Annotated in this window: 15 protein-coding genes; 8 read left to right on the top strand and 7 right to left on the bottom strand. The window is 67.1% G+C overall.

From position 1 onward, the window contains the following. Window positions 1–19 precede the first annotated feature (19 nt). Window positions 20–2281, top strand: coding sequence for a family 1 glycosylhydrolase (locus ASF77_RS16085; RefSeq protein WP_056341368.1), 2262 nt, complete (start codon window positions 20–22; stop codon window positions 2279–2281). A 114-nt stretch (window positions 2282–2395) separates the two neighbouring features. Here ASF77_RS16085 and waaF read toward each other — a convergent pair whose 3' ends face one another. Both waaF and msbA read right to left on the bottom strand, forming a co-directional pair. Beyond that, window positions 2396–3421 carry a lipopolysaccharide heptosyltransferase II gene (gene waaF, locus ASF77_RS16080; protein WP_056341365.1) on the bottom strand — a complete coding sequence of 342 codons (1026 nt, stop codon included), beginning with the start codon at window positions 3419–3421 and terminating at the stop codon, window positions 2396–2398. Next, window positions 3418–5082 carry a lipid A export permease/ATP-binding protein MsbA gene (msbA, locus tag ASF77_RS16075; RefSeq protein WP_229445480.1) on the bottom strand — a complete coding sequence of 555 codons (1665 nt, stop codon included), beginning with the start codon at window positions 5080–5082 and terminating at the stop codon, window positions 3418–3420. Before msbA ends, waaF begins: the two co-directional genes overlap by 4 nt. A 295-nt stretch (window positions 5083–5377) precedes the next feature. On the opposite strand from msbA, the gene ASF77_RS16070 reads away from it, so the two are divergent. From ASF77_RS16070 to ASF77_RS16060, 3 genes are read left to right on the top strand one after another with little or no spacing between them, the layout of a single operon-like run. Further along, window positions 5378–6625 carry an O-antigen ligase gene (locus ASF77_RS16070; RefSeq protein ID WP_056341363.1) on the top strand — a complete coding sequence of 416 codons (1248 nt, stop codon included), beginning with the start codon at window positions 5378–5380 and terminating at the stop codon, window positions 6623–6625. Between the two features lie 26 nt (window positions 6626–6651). After that, on the top strand, window positions 6652–7533 hold the full coding sequence (locus ASF77_RS16065) for a glycosyltransferase family 2 protein (RefSeq protein ID WP_056341361.1): 882 nt from the start codon (window positions 6652–6654) through the stop codon (window positions 7531–7533). Then, a complete protein-coding gene (locus ASF77_RS16060) occupies window positions 7478–8548 on the top strand; it encodes a glycosyltransferase family A protein (protein ID WP_056341359.1) in 1071 nt (356 codons plus the stop codon). Before ASF77_RS16065 ends, ASF77_RS16060 begins: the two co-directional genes overlap by 56 nt. Window positions 8549–8736: 188 nt before the next feature. Here the strand turns inward: ASF77_RS16060 and dnaE are convergent, their stop codons facing one another. Next, window positions 8737–12234, bottom strand: a complete 3498-nt coding sequence (gene dnaE, locus ASF77_RS16055; protein ID WP_056341357.1) for a DNA polymerase III subunit alpha — start codon at window positions 12232–12234, stop codon at window positions 8737–8739. Window positions 12235–12409: 175 nt separating this feature from the next. On the opposite strand from dnaE, the gene ASF77_RS16050 reads away from it, so the two are divergent. From ASF77_RS16050 to ASF77_RS16035, 4 genes are all read left to right on the top strand, one after another. Further along, entirely contained in the window at window positions 12410–14623 is a 2214-nt protein-coding gene (locus tag ASF77_RS16050; protein WP_056341355.1) for a glycosyltransferase family 4 protein, read from the top strand. 61 nt (window positions 14624–14684) lie between these two features. Then, on the top strand, window positions 14685–15590 hold the full coding sequence (locus ASF77_RS16045; protein ID WP_056341353.1) for a sulfurtransferase: 906 nt from the start codon (window positions 14685–14687) through the stop codon (window positions 15588–15590). Next, window positions 15554–15871: a hypothetical protein gene (locus ASF77_RS16040; protein WP_156648911.1), complete on the top strand. Its 318-nt coding sequence runs from the start codon at window positions 15554–15556 to the stop codon at window positions 15869–15871. Before ASF77_RS16045 ends, ASF77_RS16040 begins: the two co-directional genes overlap by 37 nt. Before the next feature lie 9 nt (window positions 15872–15880). Then, entirely contained in the window at window positions 15881–18793 is a 2913-nt protein-coding gene (locus tag ASF77_RS16035) for a glycosyltransferase (RefSeq protein ID WP_056341350.1), read from the top strand. Here the strand turns inward: ASF77_RS16035 and ASF77_RS16030 are convergent. From ASF77_RS16030 to ASF77_RS16015, 4 genes are read right to left on the bottom strand one after another with little or no spacing between them, the layout of a single operon-like run. After that, window positions 18790–19566, bottom strand: a complete 777-nt coding sequence (locus ASF77_RS16030) for a PIG-L deacetylase family protein (protein ID WP_056341348.1) — start codon at window positions 19564–19566, stop codon at window positions 18790–18792. The genes ASF77_RS16035 and ASF77_RS16030 overlap by 4 nt on opposite strands. After that, window positions 19556–20410 (bottom strand): GNAT family N-acetyltransferase, encoded by an 855-nt coding sequence (locus ASF77_RS16025; protein ID WP_056341346.1) that lies wholly within the window; start codon window positions 20408–20410, stop codon window positions 19556–19558. Before ASF77_RS16025 ends, ASF77_RS16030 begins: the two co-directional genes overlap by 11 nt. Beyond that, window positions 20407–20784 (bottom strand): GtrA family protein, encoded by a 378-nt coding sequence (locus ASF77_RS16020; protein ID WP_056341344.1) that lies wholly within the window; start codon window positions 20782–20784, stop codon window positions 20407–20409. Before ASF77_RS16020 ends, ASF77_RS16025 begins: the two co-directional genes overlap by 4 nt. Further along, the gene (locus tag ASF77_RS16015; RefSeq protein ID WP_056341342.1) at window positions 20772–21758 is read right to left on the bottom strand and encodes a glycosyltransferase family 2 protein; all 987 of its coding nucleotides are present in this window, start codon (window positions 21756–21758) and stop codon (window positions 20772–20774) included. Before ASF77_RS16015 ends, ASF77_RS16020 begins: the two co-directional genes overlap by 13 nt. Between the last annotated feature and the right edge of the window lie 68 nt (window positions 21759–21826).

The following is a 21826-nucleotide window of genomic DNA, read 5'->3' as shown; positions in this document are numbered from 1 at the left end:
AACAAAGCAGGTATCACTCATGAACATCAGTAAGCAAATCCAGCCAGATACCGCACCCGAGCTGGCGCTTTGGGGCGGACTCGAATGTACAGTCAACCGCGTACGCGACAACTACTTCAGCCAGATGGAACGCAACGGCCACGCAGACCGCGTGGAGGACATCGAGCGCTTCGCCTCGCTCGGTATCAAAGCGATCCGCTATCCGGTGCTGTGGGAGCGCACCGCGCCGACCGGCATCGAGCATGCCGACTGGTCGTGGGCCGATGCGCGCCTGCCCGCGCTGCAACGCCTCGGGGTCACGCCGATCGTCGGCCTGATCCACCATGGGAGCGGCCCTGAACATACAAGCCTGGTCGATCCAGCCTTTCCCGAAAAGCTCGCCGAGTACGCCGGCGCGGTAGCCCAGCGCTATCCGTGGGTCGAGTACTACACCCCCGTCAACGAAATCCTGACGACAGCGCGCTTCTCCGGTCTGGCCGGCGTCTGGTACCCGCATGGAAAGAGCCACACGACCTTCGTGCGCGCCCTGCTCAATCAATGCAAGGCAACCGTGCTGTCGATGCGCGCCATTCGCGCCGTCAACCCGGATGCCAAGCTGGTACAGACCGACGACCTGTCGAAAACCTACAGCACGCCCGAGATGGCGTGGCTGGCGAACTTCTTCAACGAGCGGCGCTGGCTGGCCTGGGACATCCTGTGCGGGAAAGTCGACCCGCAGCATGCGCTGTGGACTTACCTGCTGGAGTCCGGCGCCACCTGCGACGAGCTGCTCTGGTTCCGCGAGAACAGCTGCCCGCCCGATATCATCGGCGCCAACTATTACGCTACCAGCGAGCGCTGGCTCGATCACCGTACCGAACGCTATCCGCAGGACCGTGTCCACGCGTACGACGGCCACGTTCACGCCGACATCGAGACCCCGCGCGCCCTGGCCACGCCGACGCCTGGCATCGGGCCCCTGCTGCAGGAAACCTGGGATCGCTACGGCCTGCCGATCGCGGTCACCGAGGCCCACATCGACGCCAACCGCGAAGACCAGATGCGCTGGCTGCTCGAGATCTGGAATGCCGCCCGCAAGACCAAGGCCGCCGGCGCCGACATCCGTGCCGTCACGGTCTGGGCCCTGCTCGGCTCCTACGACTGGAACTGCCTGGTCACCGAATGCCGCGGCTACTACGAACCGGGCCCGTTCGACGTGCGCGGGCCGGTTCCGCGCCCGACGGCGGTTGCCACCCTGATGCGCGAACTGGCCAGCGGCCGTCCGCTGACGCACCCTGTGCTGCAGGGCCAGGGCTGGTGGCGCCGGCCGGGCCGCTTCCTGTGCAAGCCGGTGGCGACGCGGACGGCGGTGGCCGACATCGCGGTGCGCGGGCAGTTCAAGTCGAACCATGTGCAGCCGATCCTGATCACGGGCGCCACCGGCACCCTCGGCTCGGCCTTCGCGCGCATCTGCGAAAAGCGCAACCTGGCCCATCACGTGCTCACGCGCCAAGAGATGGACATCACCGATCCGGCCTCGGTCGAAGCGGCGATCCAGCGCTTCAAGCCCTGGGCGATCATCAACGCCGGCGGCTACGTGCGCGTCGACGAGGCCGAGCGCGACATCGACGGCTGCATGGACGGGAACACGCACGGCCCGACCATCCTGGCCCTGGCTTGCATCCGCCACGCGCTGCGCTTCATGACCTTCTCCAGCGACCTGGTGTTCGACGGCGCGAAGGACACGCCGTATGTCGAATCCGATGGGGTGGCGCCGCTGGGCGTGTATGGCCGCAGCAAGGCCGAGTCCGAACGCCGCGTGCTGGAAGCCGATCCGCAGGCACTGGTCATCCGCACCAGTTCCTTCTTCGGCCCATGGGACAAGCACAACTTCGTCACCCAGGCCCTGGCCGCCATGAAGTCCGGCCGGCCGTTCACGGCCTCGAACGACCTGGTGGTGACGCCGACCTATGTGCCGGATCTGGTCAACGTCAGCCTGGATCTGCTGATCGACCGCGAACGCGGCATTTGGCATCTCACCAACGGCCAGGCCGTGACCTGGGCCGAACTGGCGCGCAAGGCCTGTGAAGTGGCCGGCATCGAGGCGCGCACGCTGGAAGAACGGCCGGCGACGGAGCTGGGCTATGTGGCGGTGCGTCCGCAATACTCGGCGCTGGGCAGCGAACGCGGCATGCTATTGCCCTCGCTCGAAGATGCGCTGGGTCGCTACCTCAAGGCGCTCGAAGAACATGCGGTCGACGATGGCGAGATGGTGGGGGAAGCGGCGCATTACGCGAGCTGATCGAAGCGTAACGCCGGGCCGCGCGTCCGCGTTATGCGTTACGGGCAATTTGATGTACGAACGCGTGGGCACGGGGTGCCCACGCGTTTTTCGTGTCTTAACTTACCCGGACGTCTATCGCACCAACATCGGCCGCAACTCACGCCACACCAGCGGCGCTTCCATCTGCTCCATGCAATTGTGATGCCCCAGCGGGCATTCACGCTGCCTGCACGGCGAACACTCGATGCGTAGCGACAGCGCGCGCGCCATGTCCGAAAACGGCGGCGCGTGATCCGGATCGGTCGGGCCATACAACGCGATCACCGGTCGGTTCAGGCTGGAGGCAATGTGCAGCAGGCCGGAATCGTTGGCCACGACGGCGCCGGCGCGCGCGATCAGCGCGACCGCCTCGTCGAGCTGGGTGCGGCCCGCCAGGTTCAGCATCGAGGCCGCGGCCGCGCCGGCCAGCGCCAGCACCTCGTCGCAGGTCTCGCGGTCTTTGGGCGACCCGAGCAGCGCGATCTGGGCGCCGCCGTCCTGGGCCAGGATGGCTTGCGCCAGCGCCGCGAAGTGGCGCGGCGGCCAGCGCTTGGCCGAACCGAATTCGGCGCCCGGCGCGAACACCACCAGGGTGCGTCCGGCTTCGACGCCATGCCGTGCGCAGGCGGCCTCGATGCGTTCATGGGCTACCTGCAGGCGCGGCCGCGGCGCCGGCTGCAGGGGCGCGTCCGGCGCCAGCGCCAGCGCGGCATAGAACGGCACCATCGGGCGCGGCGGCGTATCGTCGTGATGCATCACGTTCACCAGGCCGTAGCGCATCTCTCCCTTGTAGCCGACCCGGCGCCGGATCCCGGCCAGCCAGGGAATCAGCGCATATTTCAGGGTGTTCGGCAGCACGTACGCGTCGGCATAGCCGCGTGCGCGCAGCACCTGCGCATACTTCCAGCGTTCGCGCAGCTGCAGCGCCTTGTGCTTGAACGGGGTTTCCAGCACGGTGTCGACTTCGCTCGCCGCGCGCCACACCGGCGCGACCGAGGGCGGCGCCAGCACGTCGATGGGACGCTCCGGATGCCGTTCCTTCAGACGCTGCAGCAGCGGCTGCGCCATCACGGCGTCGCCGATCCAGTTGGGCGAGATGACGAGGGTGCGTTCGCTCATCCCTGCTCCGTCGCGGCTGCGAACTGCAGGCGGTACAGGTTGGCGTACATGCCGCCCTGCGCCAGCAGCGCCTCGTGCGTGCCCTGCTCGACGATGCGGCCCGCTTCCATCACCACGATGCGGTCGGCGCGCTCGATGGTCGACAGGCGGTGCGCGATCACGATCGTGGTGCGCCCCGCCATGAGGGTGTCGAGAGCCGCCTGCACGGCGCGTTCGGATTCGTTGTCCAGCGCCGACGTCGCCTCGTCGAGGATCAGGATCGGCGCGTCCTTGTAGATCGCGCGCGCGATCGCCACGCGCTGGCGCTGGCCGCCCGACAGGCGCATGCCGTTCTCGCCGATCATCGATTCGACGCCGTCCGGCAGGCGCGCCACCACATCCGTCAGGTGCGCGGCTTTGACTGCGGCCGCCAGGCGCTCGTAGTCGATGCGCTCGACGCCATAGGCGATGTTGGCCGCCAGCGTGTCGTCGAACAGCACCACGTTCTGGCTCACCATCGCCAGCTGGGCCCGCAGGCTGGTCAGCTTGATGTCGCGGTAGGGCACGCCGTCGAGCAGGATGCGCCCGCCTTCCGGGTCGTAGAAGCGGGTGGCGAGGTTCACAAAAGTGGATTTGCCGCCGCCCGAGACGCCCACCAGGGCCACCGTCTGGCCCGGCTGGATGTCGAGCGTGACGTCCTGCAGCGCCGGATTGGCGGCGTTCGGATAGCGGAACACGACGTTCTCGAAACGCAGGTGGCCGGTGGCTTTGGTCAGTTCGCGCGTGCCCGTGTCTTCCTCGACCGGCGAGTCGATCATCTCGAACACGGTTTCGGCGGCGGCAATCCCGCGCTGCATCGGGCCGTTCACTTCGGCCAGCGACTTCAGGGGCGTGAGCAGCATCAGCATCATGGTCACGAACTGGGTGAATTCGCCGACCGTCATGTTGGCGCGAATGGCCAGCACGATCACCAGCGACAGCGTCATCGAGGTGGCGATCTGGGTCACCGGCGCGGTGGCGGCGAAGGCGACCGTGCTGCGCTGGGAGAAGCCGCGCAGCGCTTCGCTGCGGGTGTCAAAGCGCTGGCGCTCGTAGCGCTCGCCCGAGAAGACGCGGATCACCTGGTGGCCGCGCGCCGCTTCTTCGACCACCTGCGTCATCTCGGCGGTCACGCGCTGGTTCTCGCGGTGCAGGTGGCGCAGGCGCTTGGTCGTGGTGCGCACGATGACGGCGGTAAGCGGCATGACGACGACGGCGACCAGGGTCAGGCGCCAGTTCAGGTAGAGCAGCGTGCCGAGCAGGCCGATCACGACCAGGGTGTCGCGCACGCAGGCGATGAAGACGGAGTTGATCATGTCGACCACCTGGCGCACGTCGCCGATCACGGTGTTGATGATCTTGCCGGTCGACTCTTCATGAAAGCGCGCCGCCGGCAGGCGCAGCAGGCGGTCGAACAGTTTCGCGCGCAGGTCGTTGAGCACACGGCTGATGACCCAGTTGTTCAGGTAGGCGGTGGCGAAGGTGCCGATTCCGCGCAGGACGAAAATCGAGATCAGGATGCCCGGGATCCACCACAGGGAGAATTCGACCTTGTTCTTGAAGCCCTTGTCCAGCAAGAGCTGCAAGGCCTTGCCCAGCAGCGGCTGGGTCGCCGCCGTAAGCGCCATCGCCAGCAGCGCCATGTAGGCGCGCGAACGGTAGGGTTTGATGAACGCCCACAGGCGCTTGACGATGACACTGTTATCCAATTTGCTCTTTTCGCTTTCGCTTTGCGCTTGCTGAGGCGGCCGCATGCGCCGCCGCGGGAATCCGGACCGGCCTGGCACCACGGTCAGCTCGCCATTTTCGCATACTCGCGCCCGGGTGCGGTGACGCCTGGCCAGGGGGCGGAACGCGAATTGTCTAAGGTACAATGCACGGGATTTTGCCGCCGGCCTCGACGCGGTCCGCCGGCGCCGCCTCCCATAAGGAAACCAGATGCAGTACCCGTCCTCCCCCGCCGCCGGCGGCCGCATCGAGCGCGCCGCGCGCCAGTTGCTGCTGCTGGCCGCCTTCAGCATTCCGTTCTCGACCGCGCTGACCAATGTCTTCGTCGGGCTGACCCTGATCGTCTTCGTGGCGGCCCTCGTTGCCGACCGCTCGCTGGCGCAGCCGCTGCGCACGCCGGCCGCGCTGCTGGCCCTGGCCCTGCTGGCGCTGGTACTGGCCGGCAGCACCTGGTCGATCGCCCCGCCGGACGAGGTACAGGACGGCATGCGCAAGTACACCAAGCTGCTGGTGCTGCCGCTGGCAGTCTGCCTGTGCTGGCGCGCGCCTGCGCTGCCCGCGCGCGTGCTGCGCTGGTCGCTGGCGGGATGCGGGGTGCTGGCGACTTCGCTCTACCTGGTCTGGCTCGACAGCATGCCGACCTCCGATCTGGGTTGGTGGCGCGTGGGCGACATGAGCGACCCCTATGCCTTCCGCAACCACATCACCACCGGCATCCTGCTCTCGTTCACAGCCTGCGCCTCCTTTCTACTGGCGACCTATCAGAAGGACACGCGCGCGCGCCTGGCCTGGATCGTTGCAGGCCTGTATTTCGGCGCGCCCATCCTGATGGGTAACGGCCGCACCGGCTATGTCGGACTGTTCATCGGGCTGTTCGCCGTCTACCTGCTGCGTGGGCGCGTCACCATGCTGCGCAGCGTCCTGGTCGCCGCCGCCATGTCGGTGATGTTTGCCGGCGTCTACTTCGTGTCGCCCAACTTCAAGACCCGCATGGATCTGCTGGTGACGGAAGTCACCAGCGACAACGCGGCGTCTCCGAATGGACTGCGCATGAGCTTTATCGAGACCGGCGTCCAGGCCGTGATCGACCGCCCCCTGCTCGGTTACGGCACCGGCTCCTTCTCCGAGGTCTTCGCGCCCGTGGCGCAGCGCATCTGGGCCGGTTCGCCGCAGGAACAGAAAACCCGCCACCAGCCGCACAGCGAACCGCTGCTGATGGCGGTGCAGTTTGGGCTGATCGGCGTCGGCCTGTATTTCGCGCTGCTGGGGGCGATCGGCCGCGCCGCGCTGTACCGGCGCGACCAGACCTACGATGCGCTGGCGCTGCTGGTAGCGGTGTATGGCGTGACCTCGCTCTTCAACAGCCTGCTGTGGGATCCGACCGAGGCCTATTGGTTCCTGCTGCTGGCCGGCGCCTTGTATGCGCATTGCGCCGCGCGGCGCGGCGCTGCACAATAAGCGTCTTTCCCGCCCCCGCAGCACACATGGACAACGACACCGCCGCTTCCACCCGCATTTCCCTGGTCATCGCGACCTACAACTGGCCCGAAGCCCTGCAGGCCGTGGTCGAAGGCTGCTTTCGCCAGAGCGACCGCAATTTCGAGATCATCATCGCCGACGACGGCTCGCGCGAGGCCACGCGCGCGCTGGTGGCCGAGCTGATCGCGCGTTCGCCGGTGCCGATGCGCCACGTCTGGCAGCCCGACGACGGCTTCCGCCTGGCGATGGCGCGCAACCGCGGCATCCTGGCGTCGACTGGCGCCTATGTCATCGCGATGGACGGCGACTGCGTGCCCCAGGGCGACTTCGTGGCGCGCCACCGCCAGCTGGCCGAACCGGGCTTCATGGTGACCGGCAGCCGCATTCTCCTGAACCAGGCCTTCAGCGCGCGCGTGCTGGCCGAAGGCCTCGACCTGCAGGCGCTCGGCCTGATGGAGACGCTGCGCGTGCGCGGCCAGGGCGGCATCAACAAGGCCGCGCCGCTGCTGGTCAAGCTGCCCGACCTGGGCCGGCGCCGGCCCCGCTTCAGCTTCCGCCGCATCAAGGGCTGCAACATGGCATTCTGGCGCAGCGACCTCGATCGCATCAACGGCTTCGACGAGAGTTTCAAGGGCTGGGGCCACGAGGATGCCGACATTGTCGTGCGCCTGTTCCATGCCGGCGTGCTGCGCAAGGACGGTGCCTACGCCACCGAAGTGTTCCACCTGTGGCACCGCGAAGCCCAGCGCGACCAGGCCAACAGCAACAAGCAGCTCGTCCTCGAACGGCTCGCCAACAAGACGACGCAAGCCGTCAAAGGATTGAAAGAACATGCACACGACGCCGGGGCCGATGCCCACCTTGTCGATCATCGTCCCGGCGTATAACGCCGCCGGATTTATCGAAGACTGCCTGGACGCGATCCTGCCGCAGATGGGCGCGGCGCACGAATTGATCGTGATCGACGACGGCTCGCGCGACGCGACTGCCGACCTGGTCGAGGCAGCGGCCGCGCGCCATCCGGCCTGCGCGGTCAATCTCGTGCGCCAGCCGAACGGCGGCGTCTCGAGCGCGCGCAACCGCGGCCTGCTCGAAGCGCGCGGCGAATACATCGTCTTCGTCGACGCCGACGACCTGCTGCTGCCGGGGATGCTGGCCGCGCTCGACGCCGTCGTCGGCGAGCACCATCCGGACGTGATCGCCTGCGACTTCAATGCCTGGCGTCCGGAAAAGGGCGACGCGCGCCGCCTTGTCACGCTCGGCTATCCGGCGGGCGTCCTGCTGCGCGAGCGCGACGCGATCCTGCAGACCTTCTTCGCCGACCGCCACACCTATGTCTGGGCCAACGTGTTCCGGCGCGCGATCTACCTGCGCCAGCCGCAGCCGCTGTTCCCGCCGGGGCGCGTCTACGAGGACGTCTCGACCCTGTCGCGCCTGCTGGCCGACTGCGATTCGCTGTACCACCTGGCGCGCCCGATCATCGACTACCGCCAGCATGCGGCCAGCATCACCAAGGCCGTTTCGCCGTCCTGGTGCGTCGACTTTGCCACCGCCCTGCTCGACGTGCGCCGCGGCATGGAAGCGCACGCGGTCAGCGACCAGGTACGCATGCTGGTCGACGTCATGGCCTGCTATTTCTATATCGGGATCGTCAAGAATTCGTTCCAGCTGTCGTGGAGCGAAGGGCAGACGGCGCGGGCACGCGTGAAGGCGATTTTCCTGGAAAGCCTTTTTCACCCGGCGGAGCAGGTGTTGCAGGCGATGGAGAACGGCACGATCCTGACGCGCGATGCGCGCGGGGATGCGGCGACGGCGCGCCAGGTGCGCAAGGCGCTGGCGGGGAGTTGGATGTTCAGCGTGATGAAAACGGTGAGCAGAAGGCTCAAGCGGCGTAAGGATTGAGCAGTCGCGGATTCCAGCGCGGCACGTAGCGCGTGGGCACAGGTGCCCACCCTACGTTACACAACGGTTCCATGAACTTGCTACGGACGGTGCACCGTACGGGGTCATGGAGGCCAATGGCCTCCATGACGGCTTCACCGGGCACCTGTGCCCACGCGTTTTACGTGCGTATCAAATACCACACCGGCTTAATACTCCACCGCCACATCCTTCGCCCCCAGCGTCAGCTCCAGCGCCTGCTTGAGCGCATCCGACGGCGCCACGCGCCATTCGTCGCCCAGTTGCAGGATGCAGTCGACATTCTGCGGCTTGATGCGCATGCTGACCGGCAGCCCGTCCGGGTGTTTATAGGGCGCCAGCACTTCGGCGATCTTCGCCGGGCTCACCGTGCAGGCCAGATCCATCTCCAGCTTGTGGCCGTACTGGATGCGCGAGCTGGCCAGGTCGAACACTTTTTCCGCCGTGATCCGCAAGCCGCCATTGAAACGGTCTTCCGACACCTTGCCGACCACCAGCAGGAATTCGTCTTCCTTGAAGGCGTTGCGGTTCTGCTCGAACACCTCGTTGTAGACCGTGACCTCGACCACGCCGGTCTTGTCGTCGAGCGCGACGATCAGGATCTTGCCGCGCTGGGTCATCTGGGTGCGCACGCCCGTGATCACGCCGCACAGCATGCGCGGCTCGCGCGAAGGCTCCAGATCCTGCAGGCGGGTGCGCGCGAAGCGGCGCACTTCCTGGGCGTAGGAATCGAACATGTGGCCCGACAGGTAGTAGCCGAGTGCGATCTTCTCTTCGGCCAGCTTCTGGCGATCCGTCCAGGGCGTCGCCTTGACGTATTCCGGCGGCGCCACCAGATCCGAGTCAATGCCGCCAAACAGGCTGACCTGGTTCGCGGCAGCCGCTTCCTGGCCCGCCACTTCCATCGCGAAGGTGACCGAGGCCAGCAGGATCGCGCGATCCACGCCGAAGCAGTCCATGGCGCCGGCGCGGATCAGCGATTCGATCGTGCGGCGGTTGATCTGCTTGCGGTCGACGCGCTTGCAGAAGTCGAACAAGTCCTTGAACTTGCCGCCCTCTGTGCGCGCCGCGATGATGGCTTCGATCGCGCCCTGCCCGGCGCCCTTCACGCCGCCCAGGCCGTAGCGGATGTTGGACACCTGCTTGCCCGTCACCGACTTCGGCTGGCCTTCCGGCGTGAAGCGGAACTGCGATTCATTCACGTCCGGCGGCAGCAGGGTCAGTTTGCAGACATCGATCGCATCCTCGACCAGGATCTTGATCTTGTCCGTGTCTTCCATCGCCAGCGACATGTTGGCTGCCATGAAGGCGGCCGTGTGGTGCACTTTTAAATAGGCGGTGTGATAGGACAGCAGCGCATACGCCGCGGCGTGCGACTTGTTGAAACCGTAGCCGGCGAACTTCTCCATCAAGTCGAAGATTTCGTCCGCTTTCTCGGTCGACAGGCCGTCCTTGGCGGCACCGGCGCGGAAGATCTCGCGGTGCTCGGCCATCTCTTCGGCCTTCTTTTTACCCATCGCGCGGCGCAGCATGTCGGCGCCGCCCAGCGAATAGCCGCCGACGATCTGCGCCATCTGCATGACCTGCTCCTGATAGACCATGATGCCGTAGGTCTCGGACAGGATCGACTCGGTGCGCGGATCGGGATAGTCGAATTTTTCCCCGTGCTTGCGCTTGCAGAAGTCGGGGATCAGGTCCATCGGGCCCGGACGGTACAAGGCCACCAGCGCGATGATGTCCTCGAAGCGGTCGGGACGGGCGTCCTTCAGCATGCCCTGCATGCCGCGCGACTCCAGCTGGAAGATCGCGACCGTCTTCGCATCCGACAGCAGTTTATAAGAGGGCCGATCCGTCAGCGGCAGCGATTCGAGATTGAACTCGGCGTCCGCCGGGTCGAGCGCGCGGATGTAGTTCACCGCGCGGTCGAGGATGGTCAGCGTGGTCAAACCCAAAAAGTCGAACTTCACCAGGCCGACGGCTTCGACATCGTCCTTGTCGTACTGCGAGACGACGCCGGCGTCGCCGCCCTGGGTGTACAGCGGGCAGAAGTCGGTGAGTTTGCCGGGCGCGATCAGCACGCCGCCGGCGTGCATGCCGATGTTACGGGTGATGCCCTCGACCTGCTGCGCCAGCTCCAGCACCTGCTTCACTTCTTCCTCGTTCTCGAGGCGTTCCTTGAGCAGCGGTTCCTCTTCGATCGCTTCCGCAATCGACACCGGCTTGCCCGGCTTGAACGGAATCAGTTTCGAGATGCCGTCGCAGAAGTTGTAGCCGTAGTCGAGCACGCGGCCGACGTCGCGGATCGCGCCCTTGGCCGCCATGGTACCGAAGGTGGCGATCTGGGAGACCGCGTCGCGGCCATACAGATCCTTCACGTGCTGGATGACGAGTTCGCGCTTTTCCTGGCAAAAGTCGATGTCGAAGTCAGGCATCGAGACGCGTTCGGGATTCAGGAAGCGCTCGAACAGCAGGTTGTACTTCAGCGGATCCAGATCCGTGATCTTCAGCGCATAAGCAACCAGCGAACCCGCACCCGAGCCGCGGCCCGGGCCGATCGGCACACCGTTATTCTTACCCCACTGGATGAACTCCGCAACGATCAGGAAGTAGCCCGGGAACTTCATCTTGATGATGGTGTTGTTCTCGAACTCGAGGCGCGCCTCGTAGCGCGGGCGCTCGGCCTCGCGTTTCGCGGGATCGGGGAACAGCTGCAGCAGGCGCTCTTCCAGGCCCTTCTTCGTTTCGGCGACCAGGAATTCGTCGATCGTCATCCCCGGCGGCGTCGGGAAGTCCGGCAGCTGCGGTTTGCCCAGCGTGAGCACGACGTTGCAGCGCTTTGCGATTTCGACCGAGTTGGCCAGCGCCCCCGGCAGGTCGTGGAACAGCGCGGCCATCTCGGCCTGCGACTTGAAACACATCTCCTCGTTGAAGCGGCGTACGCGCTTGGCGTTGGCCAGCATCTCGCCTTCGGCGATACAGGTGCGCGCCTCGTGGGCGATGAATTCGTCCTTGCTGATGAATTGCACCGGGTGCGTCGCCACCACCGGCAGGCCGAGGCGGTTCGCCAGCGCGACCGAGTGGCGCACGGCCTGCTCCTGGTTGGCGGCGCCGGCGCGCTGGATCTCGATATAGAAGTGGCCCGGGAAGATCCGTGCCCAGCGCGCCGCATTACGCTCGGCGCGCTCGATGTCGCCGTTGTCGATGGCCTGGCCGACGTCGCCGAAGCAGGCGCCCGACAGCACGATCAAGGCATTCGCCTGCGGCACCTCCGGGGTCAGCGTGGAGACGGACGTTGCCAGCGCTTCCAGCCATTCGACACGGAATTCGGCGCGTCCCTTGTATTGATTGGTAAGCCAGGCGCGCGACAGCAGGTCGCACAGCTGCAGGTAACCGGTATGGTTCTTCGCCAGGATCAGCAGGCGCGAAGGCTTGTCGCGGTTGTCGTCGTTGGTGATCCAGGCATCGACCCCGACGATGGGCTTGATCCCCTTGCCGCGCGCCGCCTTGTAGAAGCGCACCATGCAGAACATGTTGGCCAGATCGGTGATGGCCAGCGCCGGTTGCTTGTCTTTGGCGGCGGCGCCGACCAGGTCGTCGATGCGCACCAGGCCGTCCACGATCGAGTATTCGGAGTGGACGCGCAGGTGGGTGAAAGTCGGGGAAGTCATACCGTATTTTAACCCGGCAGGGGCTTCACCGGCAGCCGCGGGCGTCGCCGCAAGTCGCAGTTGCAATCCGACAACAGGCGTCGCGCCGGCGGCGCCATCTTATAATACTGTCCATGCGATTCCTGCCGTTCCCCTCCCCTTCCCGCCCGCTGCGACGCCGCGCGCGCCTGTCCCGATGAGCACGGCGCCAGCGACGCTGCTCGCCGTCTTGACGTCGGAACCGGGCGCCGGCGGGCTGGCCACCGCCGGCGGCTGCCCCATCGCCGTGCTGCCGCCGGCCGCACCGGAAACCGAGGTTCCGGCTCCGGCCGCATCGGGCACGCGGCCGCTGCGGCGCCTGGCGGGACTGGTCATGCCGGCCGCGCGCCTGGTGCTGCGCCGGCCGCGGGTACGCCAGCTGGCCCTGCGCGTCCTGAAACGTTTTCCCGGCCTGTATGCGCGCGCCTACCGGGCGATGATGGCCTCGGGCACGGCCGCACCGAAGGGTAACGGGCCCGCGCAAGGCGATGCGGTCGCTACCCTGTCGCCGCGCGCCAACGCGATCGTGCGCGCCCTGCGCTCGCTGCAGCGCACACTAAAGAATACGGCGCCGCGCGAGGCAGTCCAGCGCCCGCGCCTGGCCTTTGTCTCGCCGCTGCCGCCGGAGCGCACCGGCATCGCCACGTATTCGATCGAACTGCTGGCCGAACTGGCCGAACACCTCGACATCGAGCTGGTCGTCGCCCAGGCCGAGGTCGCCCTGCCCGCGCACTTGCGCCACCTGCCCGTGCGCCAGGCCGACTGGTTCATGGAGCATGGCGACCAGTACGACCAGGTGCTCTACCAGTTCGGCAACAGCCCCTTCCACAGCCACATGTTCGCGCTGCTGGCCCGGCATCCGGGCGTCGTCGTGCTGCACGACTTCTTCCTGGGCGGCGCGCTGGTGCATGCGCAGATGAGCGGCGCGGCGCCAGGCGCCTGGGCCGAGGCCCTGCTGCATGCGCACGGCTATGGCGCCGTGCGCGCGACCGAAACGCCGGAGGGGCGCGGCCAGGCGCACAAGGACTGGCCAGCCAGCCTGCCGGTGCTGGAACACGCGACCCGCACCATCGTCCATTCCCTGCACGCGCGCCGCCTGGCCGGCGACTGGTTCGGCCCCGGGGCCGCACGCGCGATCGACGTCATTCCGCACCCGCGCACTCCGCCGACCCGCATCGACCGCGCGGGCGCCCGCGCCGCGCTCGGCATTCCCGAGGACTGCTTCCTGGTATGCAGCTTCGGCTTCGTCGCGCCGAACAAACTCACCCACGAGCTGCTGCGCGCCTGGATCGGCTCCGCCCTGCACCGCGATCGCCATTGCGCGCTGGTGCTGGTCGGCGCCAATCACGACAGCCCGTATGGCGTCGAGGTCGAGGCCCTGATCCGCGGCGCCGGCCCGCAGGCCGACATCCGCATCGCCGGCTGGACCGACAGCGAGGTTTACCGCCAGTACCTGCAGGCGGCCGACGTCGGCGTGCAGCTGCGCACCAACGCCCACGGCGAAAGCTCGGGCGCGGTGCTCGACTGCCTCAACTACGGGCTGGCGACAATCGTCAACGCGAACGGCTCGATGGCCGAATTCCCGCCCGACGCGCTCTGCCTCCTGCCCGACGATTTCGAGGTCGCCGAGCTGGGTACGGCGCTGGAAGCGCTGCGCGGCGATCCGGCGCGGCGCGCGGCGCTCGGCGCCAGCGCGATCGCCCTGCTCGACGCCCGCTTCCGCCCGGCGCAGTGCGCCCGCCAGTATCTGGCCACGCTGGCCGCCGCCCGCGCCGAGACGCAAACGCGGCACGCGGCGTGGCGCGCGGCCCTGCTCCAGGCCGCGCCAGCGGGCGAGGACGCACTGATCGCCCTGGCCGCAAGGCTGGCCGCGGAAGAAGGCGCCACGCGCCGCCAGTTGCTGGTCGAGGTCGGCGACTGGATCGCACCGGATGCCGTGATCGATCCGCTGGCGGCTGCCCAGCTGCGTGAACTGCTCGCAGGAAGCCAGCCAGGCTGGCGCGTCGAACCGGTCTGGCTGGATACCAGCGGCGGCACGCCGCGCTACCGCCAGGCGCGCGCCGTGGCGGCGCGTCTGCTGGGTCTGAACGGGGTGGCGCAGGACGAGCAGGTGGTCGATGTCCACGCCGGCGACGTGGTCTATGCCTTCGATGCGGCCTCCCCGAGCCTGGCGGCCGCTTGCGGAACCGGCCTGTTGACCGAGTGGCAGGCGCGCGGCGTGCGCCTCGCACTGCTGGTGCGCAGCCCGGATGAGGCCCTGGCCGCGCCCGCGCTGCGGCTCGCCAACCGCCTGTTGTGCCCATCAGCGGCGATTGCACAACAGTTGGCGGCCGATTCGGGCGCGCGCGGGCCGCAAGGCCGGCCGGGGTGATTTCCGCGCGAGCCCGACGGCTTATAATAGCGGTTGACCCGAATTGAGCTACTTGGCAATCATGCAAACCACCACCCAACACACGGCGCCCGCCACCGGCGCTGCCAGCGCAGCCGCCGGCACCGGCCCTTACGTCAACATCGCCGCCTATAAATTCGTCAGCTTCGACGACACCGAGGAAAAGCGCCCGCAGTTCCAGGCGATTTGCGCCGAGCGCAACCTGCGCGGCACCATCCTGCTGACGCCGGAAGGCGTCAACATGTTCCTGTCGGGCCTGCCCGCAGACATCGATGCCTATCTCGCCTGGCTGCGCGCCGACGCGCGCTTCGCCGACATCGAAGTCAAGTACAGCTACTCCGAAGAGCAGTCGCACAAGCGCATGCTGGTGAAGATCAAGAAGGAGATCATCACCATGCGCATGCCGCTGATCAAACCGGAGCTGGGCCGCGCGCCGTCCGTGGAAGCGACGACGCTCAAGCGCTGGCTCGACCAGGGCCACGACGACAACGGCAAGCCGGTCGTGATGGTCGATACCCGCAACGATTTCGAGGTCGACGTCGGCACCTTCGACAACACCGTCGACTACCGCATCGCCAAGTTCACCGAGTTCCCGGAAGTGATCGCCGCCCACAAGGACGATTTCGCCGGCAAGACCGTGGTCACCTTCTGCACCGGCGGCATCCGCTGCGAAAAGGCGGCGATCCACATGCAGAACATCGGCTACGACAACGTCTACCAGCTGGAGGGCGGCATCTTGAAGTATTTCGAGGAAGTCGGCGGCGCCCATTATCACGGCGACTGCTTCGTCTTCGACTACCGCACCGCGCTCAACCCGAAGCTCGAACCGACCGTCACCACCCAGTGCTTCGCCTGCCGCGCCGTCGTCACGCCGCGCGAACAGCTCTCGCCGCAGTATGTGTATGGGGTGGCTTGTCCGCATTGTGCGGACAAGCCGGCGGCTGCCTGATGGCGCGCGGCCCGGCCGGGGCACGGCAACTGGTGAAAAGGGCCGCGCTGGGCGTGGTCGCCTTCATCGTCGCGCGCCCGCGCCTGGACGACTTCCTGCGCCGCCAGATCTACCGCTTTCCCGGCCTTGCCGGACGCGTGCGCGCAGCGGTCGCCCAGTCGCGCCGCGCCGACTGGCAAAGCCTGCCGATACTGCTGAACGACGAAGCCGAGCTGACCGACGGCGCGCGCGAAGTGCTGCGCGACCTGCGCCGCGCCATCGACCACACCCGTACACCGTAAAGCCCTTCCATGCGCATTCTCCTCGACCTGCAGGCCTGCCAGGCCTCCAGCATGCACCGCGGCATCGGCCGCTATTCGATGGCGCTGGCGCTGGCCATGGCGCGCAACAGCGGCGGGCACGAGCTGCGCATCCTCCTGAACGAGGACTATCCGGACAGCGTCGCGGCGATCCGCACGGCCTTCGACGGCCTGGTGCCGCAGTCGCAGATCGGCAGCTTCCTGACGCCGGTGCCGGCGGGCGAAGTCGACCCGCGCAATGCCTGGCGCGTGCATGCCGCCGAGCGCGTGCGGCTGCATCACCTGGCCAGCCTGCGCCCGGACGTGGTGCATGTCGCCAGCCTGTTCGAGGGCCTGGGCGACAACGTCGTAGCCTCGGTGCCAGCCGCCGACGCGGGCTACGACACGGCGGTCACGCTCTACGACCTGATTCCGCTGATGCGCAAGGAGCGCTACCTGGTCGACCCGAACATGTCGGCCTGGTACTACCGCAAGCTCGAGAGCATGAAGCGCGCCGAACTCCTGCTGGCGATTTCCGCTTCGGCGCGCCAGGAAGGCATCGACCTGCTGCAGCTTCCGATCGAACGCGTCGTGAATATCTCCTCGGCCGTGGATGCCATCTTCCGTCCGCGCACGCTCGCGCCGCAGGCGCGCGCCGCGCTGCTGGCGGGCTTCGGCCTGAAGCGCGACTTCATCATGTACACCGGCGGCATCGACTACCGCAAGAACATCGAGGGCCTGATCGAAGCCTATGCCCGCCTGCCGGGCCAGCTGCGCCGCCAGTACCAGCTCGCCGTGGTCTGCAGCATCCGCGATCCCGACCGCTTCCGCCTCGAGCGGCTGGCGGCGAAATTCAACCTGACGAAGGACGATCTGGTACTCACCGGTTTCGTCTCCGACGACGACCTGGTCTCGCTGTACAACTGCACTTCGCTGTTCGTGTTCCCGTCCCTGCACGAAGGGTTCGGATTGCCCGCGCTGGAGGCGATGGCCTGCGGCGCGCCCGTCATCGGCTCGAACACCAGCAGCATCCCCGAGGTGATCGGCCGCGCGGACGCCATGTTCGATCCGGCCAGCGTAGAAGCCATCGCCGGCGCCATGGCGCAGGTGCTGCGCGACCCGGCGCGCCAGGCCGCGCTGCGCGCGCATGGGCTGGCGCAGGCGGCCCGCTTCTCCTGGGACGCCAGTGCGCAGCGCGCCATCGGCGCCTTTGAGGAAGTCCACCGGCGCCGCGCAGCCGCCAGCAGCGTGAACGTGGCGGCCGGCGCGCCCGCGCGCAAGCCGCGCCTGGCCTATGTCTCTCCGCTGCCGCCGACGCGCTCGGGCATCGCCGCCTACAGCGCCGACCTGCTGCCGGAGCTGGCGCAGCATTACGAGATCGACCTGGTGCTGGCCCAGGACGGCGTCGACGACCCGGCGCTCGCGCACTTCCCCCAGCGCTCGAGCGCCTGGTTCGACGAGAACGCGCATCGCTTCCACCACATCGTCTACCAGTTCGGCAATTCGGCCTTCCACAGCCACATGTTCGGCCTGCTCGAACGCCATCCCGGCGTGGTCGTGCTGCACGACTTCTTCCTGAGCGGCGTCATCAACCATGCCGAGGTCGACCACGAGCTGCCGAACCATTACTGCCGCTCGCTGTACCTGGCCCACGGCTACGGGGCGCTGGCCGAGGAAAAGGCAGCAGGCCGCACGGCCTCGATCATGACCTACCCGTGCAACAGGACGGTGCTCGACCGCGCCACCGGCGTCATCGTGCATTCGGCCCATGCGGTCGCGCTGGCGAACCGCTGGTACGGCCCCGGATATGCCGCCGACTGGCGCGTGCTGCCGCTGGTGTGCCTGCGTCCGGGCACGGACGAGACACGCGCCGCCGCGCGCGCTGAACTGGGGATTGCCGACGACGACTTCGTGGTCTGTTCGTTCGGCATCCTGTCGGCGCCGAAGTGCAACGACCGCCTGGTCGAGGCCTGGATCGACAGCACGCTGGCGCGCGATCCGCGCTGCCGCCTGGTGTTCGTGGGCGAAGTCGCGCAGGGCCGTTTCGGCATCGCGCTGCGCGACCGCATCGCGGCCCATCCACGCATCACGGTCACCGGCTATGCCAGCACGGCGCTGTACCGGCGGTACCTCACGGCCGCCGACGCCGCCGTGCAGCTGCGCGGCAGCTCGCGCGGCGAAACCTCGGGCGCGGTGTTCGACTGTCTGTCCTACGGCCTGCCGACTGTCGTCAACGCCCACGGTTCGGCTGCCGAAGTACCACCCCAGGTCTGCCTGCGCCTGGAAGACGCCTTCAGCCAGGACGAGCTGCGCGCGGCCCTCGAGCGCCTGTACGGCGACGCCGCCCTGCGCGCCCGCCTGGGCGGGGCGGCCGCCGCCTACATGGAAGAGACGCACGCCCCGGCGCGCGCCGCCGCGTTGTACCGCGAGGCCCTCGAACACGTCGCCCTCAGCAGCCAGGGCGCGGCCGAACAGCGCCTGATCCGGTCGATCGCCGGCCTGGGTGCCGAGGTGCCTGATCCCGACCTGCTGCAGACAGCAGCGGCGATCGCGGCGAATCGGCCGCGCAAGGGAATGCGCCAGGTGCTGGTGGATATCGGTGCGCTTGGCGACGATACATCGCTGCTCACGCAGCCGCCGGCTGGCTGGCGCCTCGAACCCATACGTTACGACGGCACGCGCTGGCGCTACGCGCGTCGGGGAACGCTCGACCTGATCGGTCGACTGGATCTGCAGATCGAAGATGGCGTGGTGGATGCGAAATGCGGCGACGTGCTGCTGGCGCCCGTCGGCGATGCGGCCCCGGTGCTGCCGCCGACATGGAAAGCGCGCGGCGTCCAGGCCGTCCAGCTTGCCAGCGGCCCGGATGCCATCGGGGCCAGCCTGGCGGCCCTGCCGGCGCACCCTGGTTCGGCCGCCGGCTAGCCTGGAGTCCGCAGGACGGCCAGGATTTTGCGCATGCGCGGCCAGTCGAAAAAGTGGCGCTGCTCGTAATACAGGATGCCCTCGTGCGGGCGCTGCCCGATGCGCTCAATGCTCACCGTTTGCAGGGCCTGGCGGCCGTCGAACACGTAATGCAGCAGGACGAAGGGGAACAATCCGATCCAGGTCGTGCGCTGCGACGGATACTGCAGGCAGAGACGCAGATAGGCCAGACGCCGCCGCCATGGAATCGGCAGCCGCTCCACCTCGCCATTCTCCACCAAGGGCGACAGCACCCGGAACAGCGGGCCGGGACAGCCCTTGTGGTTGTACAGCGCGAACTGGCGTACCCGCGGCAGTAGGCCGCGGCCTTGCGCGACAAGAACCGTCAGGGCGTGCAGCACATCGTGATCATGGTGCCCGCCTTCCCAGGCGGTGACGTAGATGCCGTCAACGCGCCCGAACCCGCCGATCCAGCAGTCGATCCAGGCATGCGCTGCCTCCAGTCCGGTGTACAGGTGAGCGTCGTCGATGCCCAGCAGGTCGCCGGCGAACACGATGTTCCGCTCCTGCACGCCGAGACTGGTCAGCACGCGCCGCGATTCGTCGTTGCGGCGCGCGGCCAGCCCGGCCGCACCGCGCGTCAGGTAGGCGCACGCGACCCGCCGCCCCTGGCGCAGGCACTCTTCGATGACGTGGAAGACGCCGAATTCGTCGTCCTGGTGCGCGAACAGAAATAGCGCGGCCGGTTTCCTTTGCGGTTCCTCAGTACGCATCGAAGTCGAGGAAGGAGAAGCGGATGCGGGCCGGATCGAGCTGGCTGGCAGCGCCCGCCAGCGGACGGTAGATCAGGTTCAGCGGCGAAGGGCGCAGGCGCTTCGGGATCTCGACATAGCCGTCGAAACGGCGCTCGACATCGGGTACGAGCCCAAGGTATAGGCGCAGCGGCGTGACCGGAGCGCCGGTCGGCGCGAGGTCGAGCGCGGGGGGCAGGTTTAGCTCGGCATAGGCATGCATCCACGGTGCAAAGACCGGTGCGTAGAATTGCCAGGCCTCATTATGGCGCCGCCGGCGCACCGGGTTGGCAGGGCTGGCGCAGCGCCACTCAAGGGCGGCATGGCTCCATACCCGTTCGAATGCGAGCGGCACCTGCGCGGTCTGCCGCCTGCTGCCGATGCCGCCGACGCCGACCAGGGCTTCCAGCGGACGCACCAGCTGGAAGCCCAGCTTGCGCACGAAGCCCGGCGTGCTGTTGGCATTGGCCACGCCGTAAACGCCAGCATAGTCGACGGCCGCCGCCGCCTCGTAGGTCATGGCCGCCAGCTTGGTAAACAGGCCCTGGCCCTGGAATTGCGGATGGGTCGCGGTGTTGAGCGAGAGCAGGACACGCACGCGCTGTCCGTCGATGCTGGCCGCGGCCGGAATGCAGACGTAGTGCGCCGCCAGCACCTCACCTTCCCAGGCGTCGAAGCCGAAGGCGCGCCCGTCCGGATTGGCGACATACAGCCAATCCAGGTAGCGCGTCGTGAACTTGTCGGTGCCGGGGAAGCAGGCGGTGAACAAGGCGTTGTAGCCGGCCAGGGCCTGCTGGTCGAATTCGATAGGCGCAAATCGCATCATTTGAAGATCCAGTGTTTGCTCAGGAAGAATCCATTGACGGCCACCAGCGGCAAGGACAGCAATTTTCCGATGAGGGCCTGTTGTAACAAGGCTACCGAGACCGCCACGAGGCCGAGGGTCAGCAGATAGTTCAGGCCGACGACGCACAGGAAGCGCGAAAGCGTGCGCAGGCTCGTTACGTTCTTGAAGGTCACGCGCGCATGGAAGGCGTAGTTGACGCACAGTCCGGCGGCGAATCCGGCCGTCGTGGCGGCCAGCGGCGCGACGCCATTCACGATCAGCAGCTGCATGAGGCCGATATCGACCAGCGCGCTCAGCCCGCCCCCGGCGATAAAGACCAGGAACTGCGCCCCCGGCAGCGTCAGTCGGCGCATGGCAGGCGCCACGGGCGCGTCTTCTTGTGCAGCGGGCGTTTCGGCACCGAGGCGATGTCGTTGGCCAGGAAAGCCAGCATGAGCTGCAGGCCCATCAGCATCGGCAGCGCCGCCAGCATGACGGTGCCGGCTGGCGTTTCGACGCCGGCGCGCGAGGAATCGAGCCAGTTGACCACGCCATACACCGAACCGCCAATGAACATGATCAAGCCGAGCGGCAATTCGATCGACGCAAGCGACATGTTGCGCAGGTAATAGTTATAGAAGATGCGCTTGCCGAAATTACGCACGTGCTTGAGCAAAAATTCGGTGACGATCTTCGAGATCTTCAGGTTGCTCACCTCGTCGCCGTAGCTGGCGTCCATCGGCACGTCCGCAACGACGGCCTGCAGCGTGTTAAGCCGGAACAGCATGTCGGTCTCGAAGAAATAGCGGCGGCTGATTTTCTTGAACGGCAAGTGGCGTGCGGCGTCGGCGTGAATCGCCGTATAGCCATTGGTAGGATCGAACAGATCCCAGTAGCCCGAAGAAAGCTTGGTCATCAGCGACAGGACGGCGTTACCAAACAGGCGCATCGGCGGCATTGCGCCGATTTGTTCGAGGTCGAAGAAACGGTTGCCCTTGGCGTAGTCGGCCTCGCCGTTCAGGATCGGGGCCACGAACTGGGGAATCAGACGCGGGTTCATCTGGCCGTCGCCATCGACCTTGACGATCACCTCCATCCCTTCCTCGATCGCTGCCATGTAGCCGGTCATCACGGCCCCGCCGACGCCCTGGTTCACGGCATGCTCGATCACGCGGACGCGCGGATCGGTGCAGGTGCTGCGCACCAGCGCGCCGGAGCCGTCCGGGCATTTGTCGTCGACCACGTAGATGCGGGTCACTTCCGGCCCCATGCTCGCAATCACACCGAGGATGTGCCGGGTCACGCGATAACTGGGGATGACGACACCGACTGCGTGCTTGGAAATCATACTGATGTACCTGTTACAAAAATAGCCGTTATTATTGCTGAATAAAATGTAATTACCAATGCAAGCCC

Origin of the sequence: Massilia sp. Leaf139, from assembly GCF_001424165.1 — a bacterium.
Classification (GTDB): Bacteria; Pseudomonadota; Gammaproteobacteria; order Burkholderiales; family Burkholderiaceae_D; genus Telluria.
Note: the sequence above shows the minus strand (reverse complement) of the source record. Positions and strands in the feature narration are given on the sequence as shown.